Annotated in this window: 12 protein-coding genes; 3 read left to right on the top strand and 9 right to left on the bottom strand. The window is 33.1% G+C overall.

Annotated features, from left to right (window positions below; translation table 11 throughout):
* The first annotated feature begins 89 nt into the window (after positions 1-89).
* Entirely contained in the window at positions 90-626 is a 537-nt protein-coding gene (locus KM029_RS25845; protein ID WP_144077299.1) for a DUF7691 family protein, read from the top strand.
* 72 nt (positions 627-698) lie between these two features.
* Here the strand turns inward: KM029_RS25845 and KM029_RS25840 are convergent, their stop codons facing one another.
* From KM029_RS25840 to KM029_RS25800, 9 genes are all read right to left on the bottom strand, one after another.
* Positions 699-1,019, bottom strand: coding sequence for a hypothetical protein (locus KM029_RS25840; RefSeq protein WP_144077298.1), 321 nt, complete (start codon positions 1,017-1,019; stop codon positions 699-701).
* A 48-nt stretch (positions 1,020-1,067) separates the two neighbouring features.
* Positions 1,068-2,732: an amidohydrolase gene (locus KM029_RS25835; protein ID WP_144077297.1), complete on the bottom strand. Its 1,665-nt coding sequence runs from the start codon at positions 2,730-2,732 to the stop codon at positions 1,068-1,070.
* Positions 2,733-2,847: 115 nt separating this feature from the next.
* Positions 2,848-4,209 carry a serpin family protein gene (locus tag KM029_RS25830; protein WP_184679493.1) on the bottom strand — a complete coding sequence of 454 codons (1,362 nt, stop codon included), beginning with the start codon at positions 4,207-4,209 and terminating at the stop codon, positions 2,848-2,850.
* Positions 4,210-4,342: 133 nt separating this feature from the next.
* Positions 4,343-5,539 carry an IS256 family transposase gene (locus KM029_RS25825; RefSeq protein WP_144073848.1) on the bottom strand — a complete coding sequence of 399 codons (1,197 nt, stop codon included), beginning with the start codon at positions 5,537-5,539 and terminating at the stop codon, positions 4,343-4,345.
* Between the two features lie 273 nt (positions 5,540-5,812).
* Positions 5,813-7,102 (bottom strand): family 16 glycosylhydrolase, encoded by a 1,290-nt coding sequence (locus KM029_RS25820; RefSeq protein WP_144077295.1) that lies wholly within the window; start codon positions 7,100-7,102, stop codon positions 5,813-5,815.
* A 97-nt stretch (positions 7,103-7,199) separates the two neighbouring features.
* Positions 7,200-9,647 carry a glycoside hydrolase family 2 TIM barrel-domain containing protein gene (locus KM029_RS25815; protein WP_158631274.1) on the bottom strand — a complete coding sequence of 816 codons (2,448 nt, stop codon included), beginning with the start codon at positions 9,645-9,647 and terminating at the stop codon, positions 7,200-7,202.
* A gap of 61 nt (positions 9,648-9,708) precedes the next feature.
* On the bottom strand, positions 9,709-12,090 hold the full coding sequence (locus KM029_RS25810; RefSeq protein WP_144077293.1) for a glycosyl hydrolase: 2,382 nt from the start codon (positions 12,088-12,090) through the stop codon (positions 9,709-9,711).
* Positions 12,091-12,177: 87 nt separating this feature from the next.
* Positions 12,178-13,716: a RagB/SusD family nutrient uptake outer membrane protein gene (locus KM029_RS25805; protein WP_144077292.1), complete on the bottom strand. Its 1,539-nt coding sequence runs from the start codon at positions 13,714-13,716 to the stop codon at positions 12,178-12,180.
* Positions 13,717-13,726: 10 nt separating this feature from the next.
* The gene (locus KM029_RS25800) at positions 13,727-16,780 is read right to left on the bottom strand and encodes a SusC/RagA family TonB-linked outer membrane protein (protein WP_144077291.1); all 3,054 of its coding nucleotides are present in this window, start codon (positions 16,778-16,780) and stop codon (positions 13,727-13,729) included.
* A 353-nt stretch (positions 16,781-17,133) separates the two neighbouring features.
* Here KM029_RS25800 and KM029_RS25795 point away from each other — a divergent pair, with 353 nt between their 5' ends.
* Complete coding sequence (locus tag KM029_RS25795; protein ID WP_144077290.1) at positions 17,134-18,735, top strand: sulfatase; 1,602 nt, start codon at positions 17,134-17,136, stop codon at positions 18,733-18,735.
* 115 nt (positions 18,736-18,850) lie between these two features.
* Entirely contained in the window at positions 18,851-22,852 is a 4,002-nt protein-coding gene (locus KM029_RS25790) for an ATP-binding protein (protein WP_144077289.1), read from the top strand.
* The last annotated feature ends 41 nt before the right edge of the window (positions 22,853-22,893 follow it).

The following is a 22,893-nucleotide window of genomic DNA, read 5'->3' as shown; positions in this document are numbered from 1 at the left end:
ATTTAAAGGATTTAATAAGATTACTTTTTATTGTATATGATACTTCTTAATTTTCTATGGATTAAATAACTAAACCAAACAACAAAATTATGGGATATGGAATAATGCCGTATAGCATTGATTTAGGTTTTATTAAAACGTGTTATGGTGTAGAAGATGAAGGTGTAAAGAACCAACTTCTTCAAAAAACCTCGACTAATCTTTCTTCTATTGATAGCCAACTAGAAGTGGAAGATGGTTGGGAACCTGCCCTTAATATAATGCAAGATTTCTTGAATGGAATTATAAAAGATGCAGGAGACGGAGCCAAGAATTGGTATGTATTAGAAGTGCTCATTAAAACTTTAGGAGAGACTTGCAATAATAGTAATTGGTATCCTGCTGATATAGATCCGTTTTATAGTATTAAGGAATTTATGATGTATACTATTGATCTAGAACGGAAGATAAACCTTCCTATGACAATGGAATTTCCTGCAGTATTTACAATTTACAGAACTGACTTTTCTACTGCTTTAGCTGCTATAAAGAATGCTGATTTTGAAGAAAGTCAGATAAATCAATTTGCAGATTGGATAGCATATTCTAACCAAAATAAACAAGATTTAGTGCTGTTTTATTATTAAAATCTGCACCAAATAAAAACTGAGGGAGTGTTATTTTAAATCAATAACCTCCCTTTATTGTGAAGCACAACCTTATCTTACTTTTTTAGTATTCCAATTATTAACATTGTAATAGATAAAATTATACTTACCTGTTTTCTGATTGTATTTTAAACCGTAAGATTTCTTAATAGGTGTTTTATACTGATAGATTGTTCCAGCATTTGATTGATCGGTATTTACCTTATATTTCTTAATGCTAATAATAGTATCAATTGTAGTATCTATTGGGACAGTTTCAACAGGCACTGCAATTAAAGTAGTTGATGTGTGACCTGTTTGAGCATTCATTGTTGTAGAATTATATAAAAATAATACTAATAACATGCTAAAGGCTACTGTTAATTTGTTCATGATTGATTGTTTAATTAATAAGTTCTATAGGTTTATTTTAATTTGGTACTATTCCGAATACACCACTTCACCATTAAATATAGTAGTTGTTACTTTCGTAGATTTTATTTCAGTTTTATCAATAGAAAAAATATCTTGATTGATAAGTATTAGATCTGCATTTTTGCCAATCTCAATAGACCCTAATTCATTCGATAGGCCAAGTTGATAAGCTGCACTAAGTGTAAACGCTTTTACAGCATCTTGAACACTGAATTTCTGATTTTCATCAGCTAATTTTTTATTACCACTATATTTATTTTGTCGCGTTACTGCTGTTTGAATATGTTCAAAAGGACTTAAACTATAAGATGACGGATGATCTGTTCCAAAAGTAACATGACCATCTTTTTCTAGAATTTGATTATATCTCCATATTTTATTAAACCGTTCTTGACCTAAAGCAGTGAAAGTAAAATCGTCATAAGAATGCCAAAGTGGAGTAGTATTAATTATGATATCATTCTCAATAATTACTTTATAATCTTCGTCTCTTATTAATTCTGCATGAGCAATAGTAAGTTTTACATCAGCACCATTTTGTCTAATTTTCTGACTTGCAACTACAGCTTCATGAATAGCCTTCGGACCAATGGCATGAAAGTGAATATCAAAATTATTTAGAGCCAGGTTTACTAACTCATCTTGAAAATCTTCTCCACTAAAAAAGAGGTTTCCTAAATTATCTGTGTCTTTATAAGGAACATCTAATGCGGCATTATATCCTTCCATAGTGCCATCCATAAATACTTTAATTGTATTTATATTGAAGAGTTCTGTAGAATGTTTTTTTAAGTTTGATGTATTGACCTGTGCTGTTTTTAACTCCTCTAAATCAGAAGTAAGATAAGATGCTTCAATTCTTAATGTGATATCATTTGATATTTTAGCTAACCTTTTGAATAGAACATCAGAGACATCATAATTTCCAGCTGTAGCATCAAAAACACATGTATAACCAAGGCTATTGTATTCTTTTGATAATGCTTTAAATCGGTCATCAAATTCTGGTAAATTTTCTTTACTTTTTAAAAGTTTACCAATTGCATAATAATAGGCTTTTGCTTCTATAATTACACCAGTATATTGTCCCTCTTTATCCTTTTCAAAAAAACTATTCTCACTAAAATGAGTGGTACTGAGATCATTTAATAATGCCAGACCTTTACTATTTATCCAGCCACCGTGCCCGTCAGTTTCTACTAAAACAATAGGAATATTAGGGGCAATCTCATCAAGTTTAGAAATATCAAACTTAGGGTCGTTGTAGGCAAAACCGCCAACTCCAATTATTGTCTTATTATTGGGGTGAGTAGCAATATAGGTTTTTAATTCTTTTAATAATCGCTCCATTTTGTACCCTTTAACTTCTAGGTCGAAAGATGCTAAAGAAATTGGGTGAGTGTGTGCATCAATAAACCCAGGAAGTACTACTTGCTTATGGGCATCAATTACCTTTGTTTTTTTATTAATATACCTGTCTATTTTATCTTGTTTCCCAACATAAATAATTTCATTTCCACGTAATGCAATACATTCTGCAATAGTATTTTTGCTATCCATTGTATGTACAATAGCATTTTTAATTACTATTGTGGCTTTGGGCTTCTTTTTATCACTTGCAAAAGGGAAAATGAATAATAAAGAGAGGAGAAATAGGATTGATTTGATCATAAATTAATAGATAAAAGGTTCTATATTAATAGACAATTAAATGGGGTAAACTTGCCAAATTATTACGTTATTAATTTATAATATAAAACTATTTAAATGATTAAGATAGACTCTTTTATTCTTTATGTTTAGTTGTAATTATAATAGCTCCATTTTTACGACTATCTCCATATTTATCAGTTGCTTCCGCAACCGGTAAAATATTTATGGATTCAATATCTTGAGCATCGATTCCCTCCAAGGTTTTTATTTTTTTGTTATCTAGTAAATACAAAGGTTCTTTAGTATAATGATTAGTAGTTTTACTAAACGAGATTTCTTTAGTAGAAGTCTTCTTTTCTTGAGGAGGTTGATTATACCTTCCCATAAATACTATTGATTGCGTTTTATTATCCATAATAAAAAATATAAATGGATGGTTTGCGTTAAAATCAATCACGTGTGGTACCCCTGTAATTATTATTTTCATTGCTGTAGCTGCAATTGCAACTGTTCCTTTTGCATTAAGTTCTAAAAGGCTTTTATGTTTAATGTTTACACTATTTAGTGCTTGATTTTTAATGATTGAAAAATCGGAATAGCTGTTTAAATCAGAAAATAATTCTGTTTCTTCTAAATTATAATCTCCTGTTAATTTTATCTTAGGTAGAGATAACTTTATTGTTTCAAAAGTCATGTTATCTAATAATTTATGGATAAACTGATGGCTTAATTTATCTTCAATTTCTTTATAACCATTAAGTTGTAAAGGGAGGATTACACAAAACGAAAGTCCTGAATCTTTATATGGTTTAGTTATAAATTGGAGTTCTTCATTAGCATAATATTGTAGTCCTTCTTTAGTATTTAAAAAGTCGATTTTATAGTTTTCATTTTCATTCTTAAAGAAGGTAGAAATGGTGGTGTTTTTATTGTTGAATTGTTTTTTCCATTCTCCATTAAAGTAAACTGTGTTTAGAAAAATAGCTTTATTTAGTGAATCGATATCATTTGGACTAAGTAGTTTATTTATTTTCTGGTTTGTATTTTCAGCAGTCCATTGGTTTATAATTGCAATCGCAGAGTTGGGATTTTCAAAATCAATAGTTTCCAAAGCTACATCATATTTAGCTGTTATTGCTTTCTTGTATTTTTTATCAAATTTATATTTTTTATCAAGCCAAATAGAGTTTGCAATTTTAACTTCGGCTATTTCTGTATTATCAATAAATTTGGGAATGGAATTGTTCTTTATATAAAGGATTTGCTCTAGTTTCTCTTTCGTTTTTCCATTAGCTCCTTCATGAACTAATAGTAAAGTAGAATAGATACTGTAAGGTGAAAAAAAGATGTTGTTGCTATCCGATTTAATATCATTATATACATCAAAGGAGAACGAATTTATGGGGTTATTTAGATTGCTTTTTTGTGCATTACTATTCGTTAAAATTGCAATGAGCAAGTAAAGAAAAATGAGATATTTGGTAGTTCTTTTCACTATGTAAATTTGTTAAGAAGGTTGAAGAGTATAGTAGTATTGACATTAATAAGAACAAAAAGGTTGTTCCTCTCTTTTTATAAGTATGACACTCTTTCACTAAGTGTGTAAGTATTACAAGTGAGGATTGGGTTTAAAACCTGATCCTTTCTTTATATAATACCTGAAATTGGTTCAAAATTATTCCCCAGTTTCTGATAGGCATTGTCCATTTCTTTGTTGCTTCTTGCAAGGCTAAAAAAACAGATTTTTTAACTGCATCATCCGTTGGGAAGGATAATTTGTTCTTTGTATATTTTCTAATTTTACCATTCAGATTTTCTATCAGATTGGTCGTATAGATAATTTTACGGATTTCAAGAGGAAATTCAAAGAATACTGTTAATTCATCCCAGTTATTTCGCCAACTTTGGATCGCATATCCATATTTATCACCCCATTTCTTTTCAAGAAAATCAAGAGCTTCTTTAGCTGCATTAATATTTGGAGCTCCATAGATATCTTTCATGTCTTTTGTGAACGCTTTCCTATCTTTCCAGACTACATATTTGCAAGCGTTTCTAATTTGATGAACGATACAAATTTGAGTAGAAGATTCAGGAAAAACAGCTTTAATTGTTTCTGTAAAACCATTGAGATTATCAGTTGATGTGATCAATATATCTTCAACTCCACGTGTCTGTATATCAGTGAGAACTGTCATCCAAAATGCAGATGATTCATTTTTCCCAAGCCACATACCTAATACTTCTTTTTTGCCATCAGTACGTAATCCTACGGCTAAATAGATAGTTTTATTGATTACTTTGGAGTTTTCACGCACTTTAAAAACGATACCATCCATCCAAACGATAAGATAAACAGGCTCTAAAGGACGTTTATGCCATACTTCTATATCTTCAATTACTGAAGCTGTAATTCTTGATATAGTCGCTGCCGATACTTCAAAGTCATAAAGTTCTTTGATCTGATTTTCGATATCAGATACGCTCATACCTTTGGCATAAAGTGAGATCACTAGACTTTCAATACCTTGAGCAATATTCTTCCTTTTAGGAACAATTGCAGGTTCAAACGAGCCACTTCTATCTCTTGGGACATTGATTTCTTGTTCACCATATTCATTTTTGATAGTCTTTTGGGTATAGCCATTTCGAGAATTAGAATTCTCTGACTTTTCATGTTTTTGATAACCAAGATGGGCTTCAATTTCACCTTCAAGCATTTTCTCCAAAGCTCTTTTTTGAAGTTGCTTCATGAAGGAACTTAAATCTTCTGCTGACTTGAATTGTTTTAAAAAGTTGTCGTTTAATAAATCTTCTTTGTTCATGGTGTATCAGTTTTAAATTCTAAATTAAATAAACTGTACACTTAATTGAAAGAGTCAAGTTGACCTTGAACAGTGAGTAAGTCAATTTTCTCTTTAAAGGGAGAAATATGACTTACTCACATTTCAAGATTCGAGAGTTTACACAGTTTGTGGTACACTCCCATAAGTATGTTAGTGTATTGGATTAGCTAGAATTAGTTTTCTATTTATTAGTGATTTAAAAAATTAAAAGGTAAACGCTACTTTTTTAAGCAACGTTTACCATTTTATGTTTTATAAGCGTTCAATTTTCCACTGAGAGAATTCATCAGCAATTGCACTAATTACAATAGGAGTGTCATATTCTGAAGAACTTGCTCTAAGGTATTTTCCTGTTTCTTTGTTTTTAATGAGGTAATACCCTTCCGAGACATAGATAAATTCCCATTGTGTCCAACTTCCAACATTATCAAGTGGTTTTGTATATAGGTTAGCACTTTCTGTATTATCAATTGCTCTAATAAACTTCTGTGTGCCTTCGCATTTAATATGATAAAAATTGTTGTTTTGCACTAAGCTCCAAAACGTCCAATCGCCTTGTCTAAAATCATTTGTTTGTTCAACTTCAGCATCATCTCCTTCAGCTTTCACTCTAAAATAATAATTAGAACCTCTGTTTCTTAAACGGATAGTATCTTGCGTAGTAGGCTGATTAAAATTAGGATTTTTCTCCCATACTCTGACATAATCTACCTCTGCAACAGAAAGGTCGCCTATTGGTTGAGACCTAAAATCACCATCGGCAAAACTAGCACCTACAGACAACCAAAGCCATTCTTTTACTTGAGGAACCCAGACCCCTTCGTAAGTTGTTTTGAGTTCACCATCATAATAAATCTCCAGTTTATCGGCAGTCCATTTCAATCCATAAATATGGTAACCATCATGAATATTTGGCGTAGTATATTTCTTTGTATTTGCTCTATGGTCACTTCCATATCCATCAATATGAATTACCGCTTTTGTGGTTTCTGTTAACCAAGCCGACTCAAAAATATCTATCTCAGCACCATCGTTTGCAGTACCGTCTACATTACCTTGGTTGTGCCCTTGTAACCAAAAGGCAGTGTGGTTGCCTTTTGCTGTAGTGGCAATTTTTATTCGAGCTTCTAGGAATCCATATTTTGGCTCAAATTTATTTTCCGAATCAATACTTCCGCAATACATTTTATCATCTGTTACTTTAGAACTTTTAAGCATTAAATGTCCATTGCCATCTAGCCATGCATGATCTTCTACCCAAAACCAAGAGTTAATGCCAAGATCAGGTCTAGCAGCTCTGCTTTTCGTACTTACGGTTTTAGTCCACTTTGATGCATTTAGTGTTGTGCCATCAAATTCATCAGACCATACTTCTACCCATTGGTCGTTTAAGAGTGTTTTGGTGTTGGATTGGTTGTTAATTGTAGGTTGAAAATGAGTTGTTTTTACATCTGCATCTTGTTCAATTTCGTTCAATACACTTTTTACAGATTGGCATCCTATACAAAAAAGGAGTACTGTGAGAGATAAATAGTATTTCATTTCAATTTAGGGTTAATAGTACCATATAATAGGCACTTGTGAAAAAAATGGAGAGCACTAAATATGCTCTCCTATGTTAGCTTTTGGTATTTACTAATTATAAGCTGAGTGCAGTTTGTATTGTTACTGTGGCTGGTTTTAGACCATCTGCTTTAGCTGTTAATGTAAATTGACCTTGTGTTTTTGAGGATTGTAAAATTGCCACACATTTACCGTTAAAAGCAAGGCGTTTTGGAGCTACAAATGATTCCAAAGATGTTGGATTCCCGTTTCCTACGGCTCTTAATTTCCCGTTCCCTTCTACAGAAAATTGTACTAAATTTGCTGCTCGAGGGCATAAATTCCCATTCTTATCTACTACAGAGACGGTAGCATAAACAATTTCTTCTCCGTTTGCGAGTACTTCTTCTCTGTCTACATCAATTTTTAATTGATAAGGATTTTTTGCTGTTTGTTTACTTGTTTCTGCAATTGGATTATTCTCACCATCTAAGGCAACTACCTTTAATTCGCCTTCTTCAAAAATGATATCATCCCATCTTAGACGGTAAGAATCGTATAATTTAGAAGTGTCTTTTGATCGAACACCTAAACTTTTACCATTTAAGAAAAGTTCTGCTCTATCATAATTGGTATAGCAATGTACACTCACATGCTGACCTTTCTTCCAATTCCAATGTGGGAGTAAGTGCAGTACTTTTTCTTGAGACCACTTACTTTTGTATAGGTAAAATCTATCCTTTGGGATTCCTGCTAAATCAATTATACCAAAGTATGAACTTTTAGTAGGCCATTCCTCGTTGTACGGTGTTGGTTCGCCAAGGTAATCGTAGCCTGTCCAAACAAATTCACCCATAATAAATTTATTCTGATCTTGTGCTCTAAATTCTCTATCTGGCGTTTGCCCCCAACTTGGAAAATCTAAATCGAAGGCACTAGATTGTAAATTTGGTCTTTTTTTATGCTTTCCTTCTTTGGCAGGGAAGAAATACTCCCCTCTAGTACTCACCGTTGATGCTGTTTCGCTACCATACATTTTCCAATCAGGATGCTCTTTGTGTATTCGTTTATACAAGTTTGGTTTGTAGTTCCAACCTGGTAAATCTACTGCGTCTGCAAGTCCATTATTTATTGCACCTTTCCAATTATTAAACCCTGCCGTAGTTGGTCGGGTAGGGTCTTCTCTGTGGCAAATATCAGATAAGAATTTTGTGTTTTCTGCACCGTTTTCTTTGGTCTGTTCTCTAACCTCATTACCAATAGACCACATTATTAACGAAGGGTGATTTCGATCTCTATGGATTAAGGAAACCAAATCCTTTTCAGCCCATTCATGCCACAAAGTATTGTATCCATTCTCAGTTTTAGGTTCTTCCCATTCATCAAAAGCTTCTGCAATAAAAAGAAAGCCCATTTCATCTGCCAATTGCACAAGACTTGGGTCAGATGGATTGTGTGTTGATCTTATTGCATTTGCCCCCATCTCTTTCATTTTTAATAATCGATGTTTTAATGCAGAATAATTATGAGCAGCACCTAATGGTCCTAAGTCATGATGTAAACAGACACCCTTAAACTTTAATGGTTTTCCATTTAAGAAGAAGCCGTCGTTATTTGTAAATTCGATTGTTCTAAAACCAAACTGACTTTTATAAGAATCAATTACTTTGTTATCTACAACAACTTGTGTAATTACATGGTATAAATTTGGTGTTGATGGCGACCATAAATGAGGTGCATCAATTGTTATGTTTGTACTGTTTGTATTTTTTTCTTGCTGATAAGTAAGGGCAGTAGTTTCTTCTCCGACACGCTTATCATTATAAAAAATAGAATGAATTAGTTTACCTTCTTTTTTCTTTTTTAAGCTATTAATTACAGAAGTTTTAATGGTAACAACTCCTGTGTTTTTAGTACTGTTTGATGTGGTGATATACGTTCCCCAATTTTCTACATAAATAGGGTTGGTTTTTACAATACGCACATCTCTATAGATGCCAGCTCCTGGATACCATCTAGATGATAATGGTTTATTTTCTAGGTGAACTTCTAATAGGTTTTTCTTATTAAAATTGATGAAAGGGGTAAGGTCAAATTCAAACGAAGAATACCCGTAAGGCCTTGTACCTACAAACTGTTTATTGAGGTACACTTTTGCATGACTCATTGCTCCATCAAACTGAATAAAAATTTTCTTATCCTTATCTTTTTGATTGAAATGGAGTTCCTTTTTGTAGTAACCTTTGCCAATGTGTGGTAAAGCACCCGTTCTTCCTGTACGTAATTTTGGTACTCGTTCACCATCCTCTAAAACAACAACTTCTTGCATGTCAATCATTTTATCGAAAGGCATAGAGATGGCCCAATCATGAGGAACGTTTACCTCTTCCCACTGGGTTGATAAAGTATCGTTATATTGAAATAACCAATTGTCAGTAAGTCTAATTTCTTCTCTTTGGTTGGTTTCTGTTAGTGTAATTTTGTTACAGCCACACGTATAACTAATTAGTACAACTATTAGTAAATTTAATTTTTGTCTTAACATGAAAGTCATTGATTAGGGATAAAGGAGAAGTGATGGTTTAAACACTTCCCCTTTATATTTTTTATTTTTCGATTACTGAAACGTTGTCTAATAAGAACACACCACCTGCGGTATCTTTACCTTTAAAAATATTGAAAGTAATTGATGTATGTCCTGCAGGAACAGTATACTCAAAAGTAGTTAAGCTCCAATCTGTACTTTCAACAATAGTTTCCTGATACTTTAATGCATTATTGTTAGAAGGTTTGATAGTAAATTTTAAGTCTTTACCTGCACCGTCTATCCATTTAGAATATAAAGAGAAGGTATACGTTTTTCCTTCTTCTACAGTAATGGTTTGAATTATAGAGGCATCATCTTTTTTAAGTCGGCCACATTGTTCACCTTCATAAGCAGTTGCAATAGCAGAAGTAATAACATCTGCAGAACCAGATGCATATCCCGACCAAGGTGTTGAAGTTGCATTTAATGCACCTGCAGTAAGCTGTTCGAAATCACCATCGCTTACTAAATCAATTACTACAGGAGGGACATCCACAGTACCTGTTTCCTCCATAATAACATCATCAATTAAAACAGTATTTTCACTTTCTCCACCTGGTTTAATTATCGTAATTCTTATTGCTGTTGTAGTTGCTGTAGTTTGAAAATCAAATGTATTATCTGTCCATACAGTGGCATCATTATAAGTAGTACTTAATAGTTCTACTTTCTGACCGCCAGTAATATCAAATACTTTCACTAAACCACTTGTTGAAGGTGATGTTAACCATTTTGTACTAAGGTTTACAGTATAGATTTTATTTCCATTGAGACTGGTAATTTCTTGATTTAAGAATGCACCATCTTTATTATTATCTTTTGCTAATTGCACGTACTTACTACCTGTTTTAGCTTCTGCAATATTTTCTACAATGTTGCCATCAAACCCATACCAAGGAGTTTCAGTTCCACTTAATGGACCAGAAGTCATGTTTTCAAAACCACCATCTACAATTAATTTAGAGTCGGGTACAGGGTTAGGCTCAGGAGTAGGTTCACTACTTTCAGTTTTAAATAATGAAACTTCGTCAATATATAGTGTCGTTAAACCTGCGTTTGTATTGTCGTTTGTGCCTCCTTTATAAAAAATGATAAAGACTTTAGAGGTAGTTGCACCCGTAGTAAATGTACCATTAGTATCTGCCCATTCCGTATCGGTAGCAATATCTTCAAAATACAACCTTTCCCATCCAGCTTCTGGTTTAGTATCTGGTGTACGGTCTTGTACTTGTACTTTGATAGTACCGTCAGGCTTTTCTGCCCATTTTGTCGAGTAAGAAAATGCATATGTTGTATTTGGTTCTACTTCAATCTCTTGTAGTAGAGAACCTCCATCTCCATTTTTATCAGGTTGTATTTTACCAACAACAAGCCCTTTTTTAGCGGCAGTTTCTTCTGTAAAAACATTATCGTAACCACCCCATGCACCATCGGCATTTCTTAGTTCAAAACCACCATCAATAACAAGTCCGTAATCTCCTGCTTCAGGAACAACACTATTACCGCCACCTGTTTTAATATTAGCATCATGTTCCGCATATAAAATACCTAAGTCCGTTAAAATATCAGAGTTTTGTTCAAAAATTGCTGAGATATGCAATGCCGCTTGATTTTTTGCTCTACCACCATCAAACCATGCATATCTTTGGATATAATCTGCTGCATCCATCATTGGTAGTAGCTCTTCCATTAGTGTATGAGCCTGCTCTTTTGTTCGCTTATTGGTTTCTGGAGATGTGGCTGTCCAATCTGCTAACCCCATTTCTGTAATCCAAATAGGTAAATTGTATTGTTCGTTTGTTCTTTGGAACACTTCCATCCATTTTAAAGGGTCGATAGAATCTGCATAGCGGTGCATACAAATAAAATCTACGCGCAAACCTTTTGCATTGGCTTGTGCCATAAAATCATCTAACCAACCACTTCCGATAGCGGCAGGAGCAGGAGAGCCTAAAGGGACACCAACAGATTCTAACAACGGCCATAAAGCAATTGCTTCTTCTACTGTCATGTGTGCTTGATCTTCTTTATCTGGCTCGTTAAAGCCAAGTAAATGAGTAATTTTTCCTTCTTCGGCTAACTTCTTTAAGACTGCTACTTTTTCTTCAACATTAGAACGTCCCCAAATCATAGGCACAAATTCTACATTTTCTGGAATACCTTCAGGGTATTCACTACCCCATGAGTAATGCCAATATGGAAGCGAAAGTGAAACACAATTGCTCCAAACAGGACTTTTTACAGTTTGTCCAAAACCTTTTTTCTGATACGATATTGTTTCTTCTACTTCTTCCTCACCAGGTACAGGTCGGTTATTAATCATATCATCCAAGTCGCAACTTATAATGATTAAAGAAAGGGAAACTAATAGTGTAAATAATTTTATAAATCTATTTTTCATTTCGAATGCTTTTTAGTCAATGATTACAGTTTACATTAGAGCACTACAAAAGATGAAGTAGTGCTCTTTCTAACTTTTTCTGCTGAATTACCAACCCGGGTTTTGTGATAGGTTCGGGTTTCTATCAATTTCAGTTTGTGGTAATGGCCACCAATAATGTTTGTTTTCATCAAAGTTTCTTTCGTGAAAAATTACATTGTTTTCAAAATCATTTTTAGCAGTTTTCCATCTTAACTCATCAAAATAACGAAGCCCTTCAAAAGCTAATTCTGTTCTTCTTTCGTGTCTAATTTCCTCACGAAGTTGTTCTTGATTTAATGTATTGTCTACATCAGGCATATTTACTCTTCTTCTTACCTGACTTAATGCATTAAATACTTCAGCTGACGGTCCATTAAGTTCATTTTTCGCTTCTGCATACATTAGTAAAACATCAGCATAGCGTAGAATCATAAAATTCTTATTTCCATCTGTATATAATCCAAGTTCTTTTCTGATGTATTTCTGAATACCATAGCGAGTAGCTTTTACAGAATTGTCCCATTTATCAGCGTCTAACCAAGGCTCTCCACCTCTTAATACAGAAAAATCTAAACGTGGATCTCTGTTCTCAAATTCAGCCCAATAATCAAAAATACTTAACCCTTTAGCTTCTAGTTCAGCTTTTGATAATGGTAAACCTTTCTCGTCTGACCATACAGAAAAAGGAGTAGCATCAGGACAGTTTTCAGCTTTTAAGCCATGCTTGCAATAATAATCATATACTAAGTTTGGAAGTACACCAAAATGCGATTGAGGTTGCTTTTTATAGGTGCCACTAAACTGTTCTCCAGCTTTCATATTAGAAACAAATTGAACAGAGAAGATTGACTCAGTACTGTTTTGTCCCTCATCAGAAAATAACATACTGTAATCATCAACTAAACTGTATTTATTAGAAGTCATTACCTCTTCGCAGTCATTAGCTGCATTTTCCCATTGTTGGTTGTAAAGGTAAACTCTTGCTCTAAGAGCAATGGCAGCATTTTTTGTAATACGACCAGGTGTTTCGCCTTTAGTTGGAAGAAGATCGATAGCCTGTGTTAAGTCGTCAATAATCTGTGCAACAACTTCTTCTTTAGAAGATTTTTCAATACGAGCTCCTTCTGGAGAAACTACGGAAAGGATTAAAGGAACATTATTATAAAGAATAGAAAGGTTGTTGTAAAATAAACCACGTAGAAAGAGAGCTTCGCCTATAGCTGTATCTTTTACCTCTTGATCAATACCCATGCCTGGAGCATTATCAAGAATTTCGTTGGCTCTTCTAATACCTTTGTAGTTATCGTTCCAAACGTAACTAATTCTATCTGTAGAAGGGTTGTGCTGACCAACACTAATATCCCAATATTTCATCCAGTTCCATTCGTTGTATCCATTATCGCTAATACAATCTAAATCTCTATATCCTCTTGCGTACAGTTCTTCTGGCGTTAAACTCTCGTAAGCCGCATTAACAGCTAACTCTAAATGTTCTTCTGTTTTCCAGTAAGAATCTTGATTTAATGTATTTCCGTCTTGTAGATCTAGGTAGTTACTACACGAAAAACATGCAACTCCTAATAGTGTAATTAATATTTTTTTCATTTTAAAAGGATTAGAAGGTGATGTTTGTACCAAAAGTTAATGTTGTTGTTTGAGGATAGGCCTCGTTTCTAGATTGGTTTGCGTAACGTTCAGGATCCCAATGGTCTATTTTTGACCAAGTAAGAGGATTGGTTGAATTGGTATAAATACGCAAACCTGATAGTTTTAATTTTCTACACACATTTTCGTTGAAAGAATACCCCACTTCCACATTTTTTAATCTGAAGTAAGAAGCATCTTCCACCCAGAATGAAGAAATTTGTTCGTTATTTACATTCCCCAATCTTGGTTTAGAAGCATCTGTATTTTCTGGAGTCCATCTATCCATCCAATCGGTAGTCCAGTTCATTAAGTTATTGCCACTACCACTATGGTTACCCGTAGACGAAGAGTAAATATCTATATTTTGTACACCTTGGAAGAATAGTTTTACATCAAAACCTTTGTAAGAAATACCGAGGTTAATGCCGTACATAAACTCAGGGTTTGGGTTACCAATAATGGTTCTGTCTTCATCATTAATAATACCATCACCATTAATATCTTCGTAAATTAAATCACCTAGTTGAGGCGTTTGTCCATCTATATACGCGTACTTTTCTAAGTCTTCTTTTGTTCTATAAATACCAGTATTGTTGTAACCATAGAAAGAACCAATAGGTTGACCTTCTGTATTGATTTGTCTGTTATTAGGATATTGAGATTCTCCTTGCATTTCAATAATCTCGTTCTGAATAGTGGTTACATTAAATCCTACATTGTATTTAATACCAGAGTTTCCAATAGAATTGTAGTGATTAACGGCAAGTTCCCAGCCAGTATTTCTAACTCTACCTGCATTCTGATAGGCAGGGTTAGATACACCTGTTGCACCAGGTATAGGAAGTTTTAGAAGAATATCATCAGTATCTTTTACAAAGTAATCTGCTGTGATGGATAACTTATCGTTCCAAAAACCAAAGTCAGCACCAATACCATAAGACGTTGTTGTTTCCCATTTAATATCTGGGTTAGCAAGGTCTGTTACTGCTAAACCACCATTGTAAATAGAAGATCCATCAAAAGGATAACCATCAGTAGGCGTGTAGGTTTGTGAATAAGGATAGTACCCAATTTTATCGTTACCTAATTGCCCCCAGTTTGCTCTAATTTTACCAAAAGAAAGGAAGTTTTCGGCACCTTCAAGAAACGCTTCGTTAGAGAAAATCCAGCCAGCAGAAACGGCAGGGAAAATTGCATATCGATTATTGGCAGGGAATTTAGAAGAACCATCTGTTCTAATATTACCTTCTAAAAGGTAGCGATCGTCAAAGTTATATTGAATTCTACCAAATACAGACAATAATCTACTTTCGTTAAAAGTACCATCTACAGTAGGGTTACTACCAGAACCAATTTGTCCAAGGTCGTTACTTGGTAAATCTGTCACTTTAACTTTAGACCATCTATGTGCATAAGAGTTCATGGTTGTACCAGCAAGTAAATTGATGCTATGCTTATTAAACTCTTTGGCATAATTTACAGTGTTTTCCCATTGAACTGTTTCGTATTCATTAGTAACATCTTGTAACGAATTTTGAACCCTTGAAATATCCGAATCATTCCCATCATTATCGGTTAACTGAAAATCGTGTTTTTGTGCTTTTATTAATCCGGAAGTATAAGAATAACTAAAGTTTGATTTGAATGTTAAACCAGCAATTGGGTTAAATTCCAAATAGGGGTTGATTGTATTTTTGTTTGATTTGCTTGTTTTTCTACTTGCTTCTGTAGCATAATAAAGAGGGTTTTTAGTATTGATCTCGTACGGGTTACCTGATGCAGAACCCCAAGAGCCATCTTCGTTATAAACAGGCACTAACGGCGAGGAATTTGCAATTAAACGCATAACACCTTGATCGTCTGTATCAGCAGATTCTGTTGAATTTTTTACTGCGCCGAAGAAGTTTGTTCCAAATGTAAAACCTTTTCCAAGGTCACTTCTTAAGTTAATTCTGTAATTCAATCTTTCTGCAGAAGTACCATACATTATACCTTCTTGATCTAAATAACCAACCGAAGCTAAATATTGTGTTTTACCTACTTTTTGTGTTAAAGACACCTGATGGTTTTGGAAAAATGCACCATCTTTAAAAACTTCATCTGCCCAATCTGTATTACCATAATAGTAAGGGTTGGAACCCGCTTTAGCCATATCAATTTCATCAGTAGTATAGATAGGTGCTCTTCCTGCATTTGTATTTGCTTCGTTTTTGAGATTCATATAATCCCAGCTATCTAAAAGATCTGGAAGTACAGTTGCTTTTTGTAAACCAGCATAACCATTGTATGATAATTTTACCTTTTCGTTATCATCACCTTTTTTTGTAGTGACTAATATAACCCCGTTTGCTGCTCTAGTACCATAAATAGAAGCGGAAGCGGCATCTTTTAATACAGAAACACTTTCTATATCAGAAGGTAAAATATCTTGCATACTACCAGGAACACCATCAATTAATACTAACGGACTAGAATTATTTAAAGTACCATTACCTCTAATTGTTATTTCTGCTCCAGCACCCGGTTTACCTCCCGATTGGGTAAGTTGAACACCTGCAATTCTACCTTGTAATAAGGTTTCTGTATTGGTTACAGCTTGGTTGCCAATATCTTTATCGGGAGTGACTACACCTACTGCACCCGTTAGATTTTCTTTTTTCTGAGTACCATAACCCACAACAACTATTTCAGAAAGTACCTCTAAAGATTCTTCTAAAACAATAGCAAATTCTTTTTGAGTGCCTACTGCCATTTCTTGAGGTTCAAAACCCATAAAACTAAAAATGATAGTCTCTGAAGGAGTGATTCCATTAAGAGAAAACTCTCCATTGAAATTAGTAATTGTACCAGTAGAGGTTCCTTTAATTTTTATATTTACCCCTGGTAGTGGTTGGCCGGTATTGTCTTTTACCACCCCTTTAATTTTTTGTTCTTGTGCCTCTGTTGTAAAAGATAAGAACAGTAGACATAGAAATACAAAGTTGATAAATCTTTGCCAAGTTGATAGATAATTTTTTTTCATAAAAAATGCTTTAAGAGAATAATTTGTGAACAGTTGGAGTCTCCTAATAGGATAAAAAATTGTTCTTTAAAATTTCATTTCATTAAAAGTGTTCTTGTAACGTTTATGCAAATATGAAAAGGCTCTTTTAATCTTATCCGTCTATTTCAGTCAATTAGTGACTAATTTGCTTTTTAATTGTTATTGCATTTTAAATCAGTTTATTACACGATTGATGTGTTTTTGTTAAGTTTATTTACTGACTAATTTGTACTATCATATGATTAATTTGTGCAGGAACAAAATTAATAATCTATTTATGTTTGTAATGTATTTGTGACGTTAATCTTATTTTAAAAATACAATTACACAATATGAGTTTTCTATCAAATCGGTTTAAATTATTACTTCTTCTTTTATCTTTTTTTGTCTCATGTAAAAGTGGACAGAATAAGCCTTTGCAAACCGAGAAAAAATATCCTAATGTACTCTTAATAATTGCAGATGATTTGGGTGCACATGATCTTTCAACAACAAATTCTAATTATTATGAAACACCAAATATTGATAAAATAGCAGCAGAAGGCGTACAGTTCGATCAAGGGTATGCTTCATGTCAGGTATGTAGTCCATCTAGGGCTAGTATTATGACTGGTAAATCTCCTGCTAGACACGGTATAACAGATTGGATTGGTGCTTTGGAAGGAGAAAAATGGCGTAAGAAAAAGAGGTTTAACAAATTGCTTCCTGCTTATTATAAACATACGCTAGATTCGAGTTACATCACCATGCCTGAGGCTTTTAGAGAAAATGGTTACACTACATTTTTTGCAGGAAAGTGGCATATTGGTGGTGAAGGTTCTCTACCAGAAAATCACGGCTTTGATTATAATGTTGGAGGTTTCCATGCGGGTAGTCCTGTTGGCGGGTATTTCTCTCCTTATAAAAACCCAAAAATGAAGGATGGACCTGTTGGAGAGAACCTTTCGATGCGTTTGGCTCAAGAGACGGTAAACTTTATGAAAGAAAATAAAGAGAAGCCCTTTTTTGCTTGTTTATCTTTCTACGCAGTGCATGGACCAATACAGACTACAGAACAGAAATGGAGAAAATATAGAGACAAGGCTGTTACTCAAGGTGTAGCAGAAAAAGGGTATGAAATGGGTAAATTCTTACCTATTCGTCAACATCAAGATAATCCGGTGTATGCAGGTTTGGTAGAATCTATGGACGATGCAGTTGGTAATGTAATGCGTTCATTAGAAGAAATGGGGTTAAGTGAAAATACAATAGTTGTTTTTACTGGTGATAATGGTGGTGTTTCTGCTGGAGATTCTTTTTCTACTGCAAATTTACCATTAAAAGGAGGAAAAGGATATCAATTTGAAGGAGGTCTACGAACACCATATATAATAAAAGTACCGTGGCTAAATTCGAATAATCAGCATAATGCTACACCTGTAACGGGTACAGATTTCTATCCTACGTTATTAGATTTGGCAGGTTTACCACAATACCCAGAGCAGCATCAGGATGGTATTAGTTTAGTGCCGTTATTAAAAGGGCAAGAATTAGAAGAAAGAGCAATTGTGTGGCATTATCCTCATTATGGTAATCAAGGGGGTGAACCTTCTTCTGTAATAAGAGCTGGGAAGTGGAAACTAATTCATTATTATGAAAACAATAAAGAAGAGCTTTACAACCTTGAAACAGATCCAACAGAAGAAAAAGATATAGCAGTAGAATACCCTACCATTGTAAATAATTTAAGCGACTCGTTGTTCACTTATTTAAACGGGTTGGGAGCTAATTACCCAGAGCAAGATATAGAGTGGTCTCAGGCAAAAGAAACGGCCCATTTACAAAAAGTAAAAGACGTGAAATTGAAAAATCTTGAAGCACAAAGACACAAAATGTTAGGAGAAACATTTGCTCCTAATGCAGATTGGTGGGGAAGCCAACGCATCGTGGACTAAGTTAAAAGTTAAAATTTGATTGGGCAAGAGTTATTAACATCAAATCTCTTGTCCAATTTTTTTAGAATTTTTGATTAGTGTATTTTTAACACTGTACAATATTAAGGCTAACTGAATGAATAAATTTTATTTACTTCTATATATTTTATTATTAACAATAAGTAGTTCATCTAGTGCAAAAGATAACTACTTATTTGAGTATCTAAATGTCTCGAATGGTTTGTCTAATAATTCTGTAACTAGGGTTATAAAAGATAAGCAAGGCGTGATGTGGTTTGCGAGTAGCGAAGGTATTGTAAAATTAGATGCACATGGGTTTGAATACCTGAAACCGTCTAACAAATACAAGGAATTTTATAGTGAAGATGTAGAGACTTTAGAGTTAGGAAGTAACAATGTTATTTGGGTAGGAACTAAAAGTGGTGGTTTAGCTTCTTATGATTTAACCAAAGATAAATTTGTGAGCTATAATCACTTGTTTACCTCAATAACCAATAACAATTCTTTTCTTAGGGTGACTTCTATTAAAGAAACATCAGATGGTCTTTTATGTATTGGTACTTGGGCAAATGGCTTTTTAGTAATTGATTTAGCTCAAAATAAACTAATTAAGCACAAGCAAAGTAGCGATGTGATTTTTTCAATTCAAGAAACCAATGACAAGAGCATATGGTATGGTTCAGGTGGAAGATTATTTAGGTACGATAAGAAAAACAATAGCATTGCAAAACATGCATTAAAACCTTTAAAATGGATTACAAAGTCGGTATATGACAAACATAGAAATGTACTTTTTTTAGGTACACCAAATGGAGTGTTCGAGTATGACTTAGAAGATAAATCTTATAAAAAATTACAAGGTGTAAATAACGAAAACCTAAAATTAATCAATACTTTATATTTAGATAAACAAGGGCGTTTATGGGTGGGAACTTGGAAGAATGGTTTGTATAGAAGTAACCCAGAGAAATCGCACTTTACTAAAATTGACTTACTTCCGAATGATGAATTGAATAAAAATTATGAGGGCATTACAGATGTTTTTATAGATGATAATTTGATTTGGGTAACGACCACACACGGGGGTGTTGTTAAACTAATTGAGAACAGGGGAATCTATAAAATAGCCAATACTTTTAAAAAAAATATTGGGTTACCCGATAACAACATCAATAGCTTAATAATTGATGAAAATGACAACCAATGGATTGGAACAAAAAATGGAGGAGTTGGTTTTAAATGGAAAGACAACGATACGTTTACAGTTATTCCTTGTACTCAGCATAAATTGATTTCATCTTTTTTAGAGTACAAAGATAAAATGTATGTAGGTACTTCTTCGGGCTTATTTATTTTCTCTAAAACTAACCCATTAGGAACATATCAATTTTTAGGAAATGTAAAGTTCAGAAAGATAAAATCATTATGGTTGGATCAAACATCAAAGACTTTATATATAGGTTTACAGCAAAGTGGCTTAGCAATTGTTCCAAATATTGAAAAAATAGCATTAAACAAAATTACCTTTTATGCACCAGTTGAGAAAAAAGAAAATTACTTTGGCTCTGATAGGGTAGAGCATATTGTAAAAGGTAAAAATGGTATTATTTGGTTAGGTACTTTTAATGGTTTGTACCAAATGAATACTAAATTAAAGACCTTTAAATTTATAGACCTTAAGAATAAATTCGATTTCCCTTCAAATATTATTTTATCACTTTTAAGTGCTGATAACGGTAATAAACTTTATATAGGTAGTGCAACAGGCCTTATGGTTTTAGATACGTCTCATGACGAACCTCAATTTATAGATTTTTACAACAAGAACTCTGGCTTAGAAAATGATTGTATTAATGCCATTGTACTAGATAGTAATAAGCAATTGTGGTTAGGGCTTTCTAAAGGGATTAGTAGCATTAATTTAACGTCCAATATTATAAGAAACTATACCAAAGAAGACGGAGTTACTGTATCATCCATTAATATTGGAGCTGTTTATAAACACAAAGATCAGGTGTATTTTGGCGGACAAAAAGGGCTTTTAGTATTTGCTCCTAATTTTATTAGTAAACCGTTATATAACCCTAATGTTTACTTTTCTAGATTAAAAATTAATACTACTGATGTAACCGTAGGAGAAGAAGTAAATGGTAATATTATACTTAAAACAACATTACCTTTCACCAAAAAAATAGCACTTTCTTATAAAGATAAAGTGATTGGTTTGTCTGTAAATACATCGGAATATATCGATCAAAAAAATGTCAATTTTTCATATAGAATTTTAAGCATTTCGGATGCCTGGATTGATAACCTTCATAACCCTAGAATAACTTTAACACAATTACCTGTTGGGGAAAATATAATTGAAATTAAAGCTTGTAGAAGTGGAGAATGTGGCGATGTGAATCAGTTAGTAATTGATGTAAAACCTGCTCCTTGGTTTTCGTTGCCTGCAATTGTTATTTACTTCCTCTTAATTGGATTTATTATTTACAGTATTTTCTCTTTTTTCATTAGAAAAGAAAAACTAGAAAGTGAATTGAAATTGGCCAATGTAGAAAAGGAAAAAGAACATGAATTGACAGAAGCGAAAATGAATTTTTTTACAAATATTTCTCATGAAATTAGAACACCACTAACCCTAATACATGCACCCTTAGAAGAGTTATTAGATGAAAATGAATTGCCAGAAAAGTTTAAACCTAGACTACAATTAATTAATAAAAATACAAATAATTTACTTTTGCTGATAAATCAGTTATTGGATTTTAGAAAAATGGAAGACAATAAGTTGTCGCTTTCGTATTCTTTTTATTCTATCAAGCAATTAATAAATAATAAGTTTCAAGAGTTTCAGCCCTTAGCACATTATGCAGGTTTAACCTTAGAATTTCTAGATTTTTCCACAAAAGATCAGCTCTATAAAATTGATAAAGAGAAGGTAGATATAGTAATTAATAACTTACTTTCTAACGCCATTAAATTTACTCCTAAAGGGAAAGCAGTTACAGTATCATTAGAGATTAAAAATAGTATTAAAGTAAGAGTAAAAGACCAAGGGGTTGGAATTCCTACAGAGGAACTTGCATCTATATTTACCAGATATTACCAAGTAGATGCCGAACAAACTAAACAAAGAAAAGGAACAGGTATAGGGCTTTCACTTTCTAAAAGTATAATTGATTTACATGAAGGGGAGATCTCTGTGAGTAGTAAATATGGAGAGGGAAGTATTTTTACTTTTGAACTTCCAATTCTAGCAACTAAACCTTGTATACTTGAAGAAAACAAAGTGAAAGAAATAGAGCAAGATATTCATGTAACACCATACAATGAAGAGAAGTTGCACACGTTGTTATTGGTAGATGATAATGTTGATATTTTAAATTACCTAGAAGAAGTATTTAAAAATCAGTACAATGTTTTTAAAGCAGAGAATGGCGTTAAAGCTTTAAAATTGATACATAACCAAGCTATTGATGTTGTAGTGTCTGATGTGATGATGCCAGAAATGGATGGTATAGAATTATGTCAAATTATAAAGAGTGATCCTAAGATTTCTCACATTCCTGTTATTCTTTTAACAGCAAATGCAACTACAGGAAATGAATTAAAAGGTTTAGAACACGGAGCAAATGATTATATCAGAAAGCCTTTTAATAGTAAAGTAATTCAAGAGAAAATAAAAAATATTCTTGTACATAGAGACCTCCTCATTCAATTTTATAAAGGAAGGTTACAACCAAAAGAACAGCAACAAATACTACCTGAAAAGGTTCTATCAGAAGAAGAAAAATTATTACAGAAAGCAATAGATTTTATTGAACTTAATATTGATAAGGAAGAATTGACAGTAGAATTTTTAGCAGATCATATGTGTATGAGTCAATCAACTTTATATAGAAAAATAAAAAGTAGTACAAATAATACTATTGTGGGTTTTATTCGTTCTATCCGATTGAAGAAAGCTGCAGATTTATTATTGTCAACGCCATATAGTTTAAAAGAAATCATCGACCTTGTGGGTATTAATGATGTCCGGTATTTTACGAAAGAATTTAAGAAACAGTATAACGTAGAACCATTAGAATATAGAGGTAAAGCTGTAATTTAGACACTTTTAAATGGGCGCTTTTGGGATTTAGTATATTTTCA

This window comes from Flammeovirga kamogawensis, from assembly GCF_018736065.1.
GTDB lineage: Bacteria > Bacteroidota > Bacteroidia > Cytophagales > Flammeovirgaceae > Flammeovirga > Flammeovirga kamogawensis.
This window is presented reverse-complemented; position numbering and strand designations above follow the sequence as displayed.

What these genes read in the sequence shown, in the direction of transcription:
- KM029_RS25820 (WP_144077295.1), bottom strand. Translation starts at nt 7,102, where the DNA reads ATGAAATACTATTTATCTCTCACAGTACTCCTTTTTTGTATAGGATGC.
- KM029_RS25810 (WP_144077293.1), bottom strand. Translation starts at nt 12,090, where the DNA reads ATGAAAAATAGATTTATAAAATTATTTACACTATTAGTTTCCCTTTCT.
- KM029_RS25840 (WP_144077298.1), bottom strand. Translation starts at nt 1,019, where the DNA reads ATGAACAAATTAACAGTAGCCTTTAGCATGTTATTAGTATTATTTTTA.
- KM029_RS25805 (WP_144077292.1), bottom strand. Translation starts at nt 13,716, where the DNA reads ATGAAAAAAATATTAATTACACTATTAGGAGTTGCATGTTTTTCGTGT.
- KM029_RS25815 (WP_158631274.1), bottom strand. Translation starts at nt 9,647, where the DNA reads ATGTTAAGACAAAAATTAAATTTACTAATAGTTGTACTAATTAGTTAT.
- KM029_RS25800 (WP_144077291.1), bottom strand. Translation starts at nt 16,780, where the DNA reads ATGAAAAAAAATTATCTATCAACTTGGCAAAGATTTATCAACTTTGTA.
- KM029_RS25845 (WP_144077299.1), top strand. Translation starts at nt 90, where the DNA reads ATGGGATATGGAATAATGCCGTATAGCATTGATTTAGGTTTTATTAAA.
- KM029_RS25835 (WP_144077297.1), bottom strand. Translation starts at nt 2,732, where the DNA reads ATGATCAAATCAATCCTATTTCTCCTCTCTTTATTATTCATTTTCCCT.
- KM029_RS25825 (WP_144073848.1), bottom strand. Translation starts at nt 5,539, where the DNA reads ATGAACAAAGAAGATTTATTAAACGACAACTTTTTAAAACAATTCAAG.
- KM029_RS25795 (WP_144077290.1), top strand. Translation starts at nt 17,134, where the DNA reads ATGAGTTTTCTATCAAATCGGTTTAAATTATTACTTCTTCTTTTATCT.
- KM029_RS25790 (WP_144077289.1), top strand. Translation starts at nt 18,851, where the DNA reads ATGAATAAATTTTATTTACTTCTATATATTTTATTATTAACAATAAGT.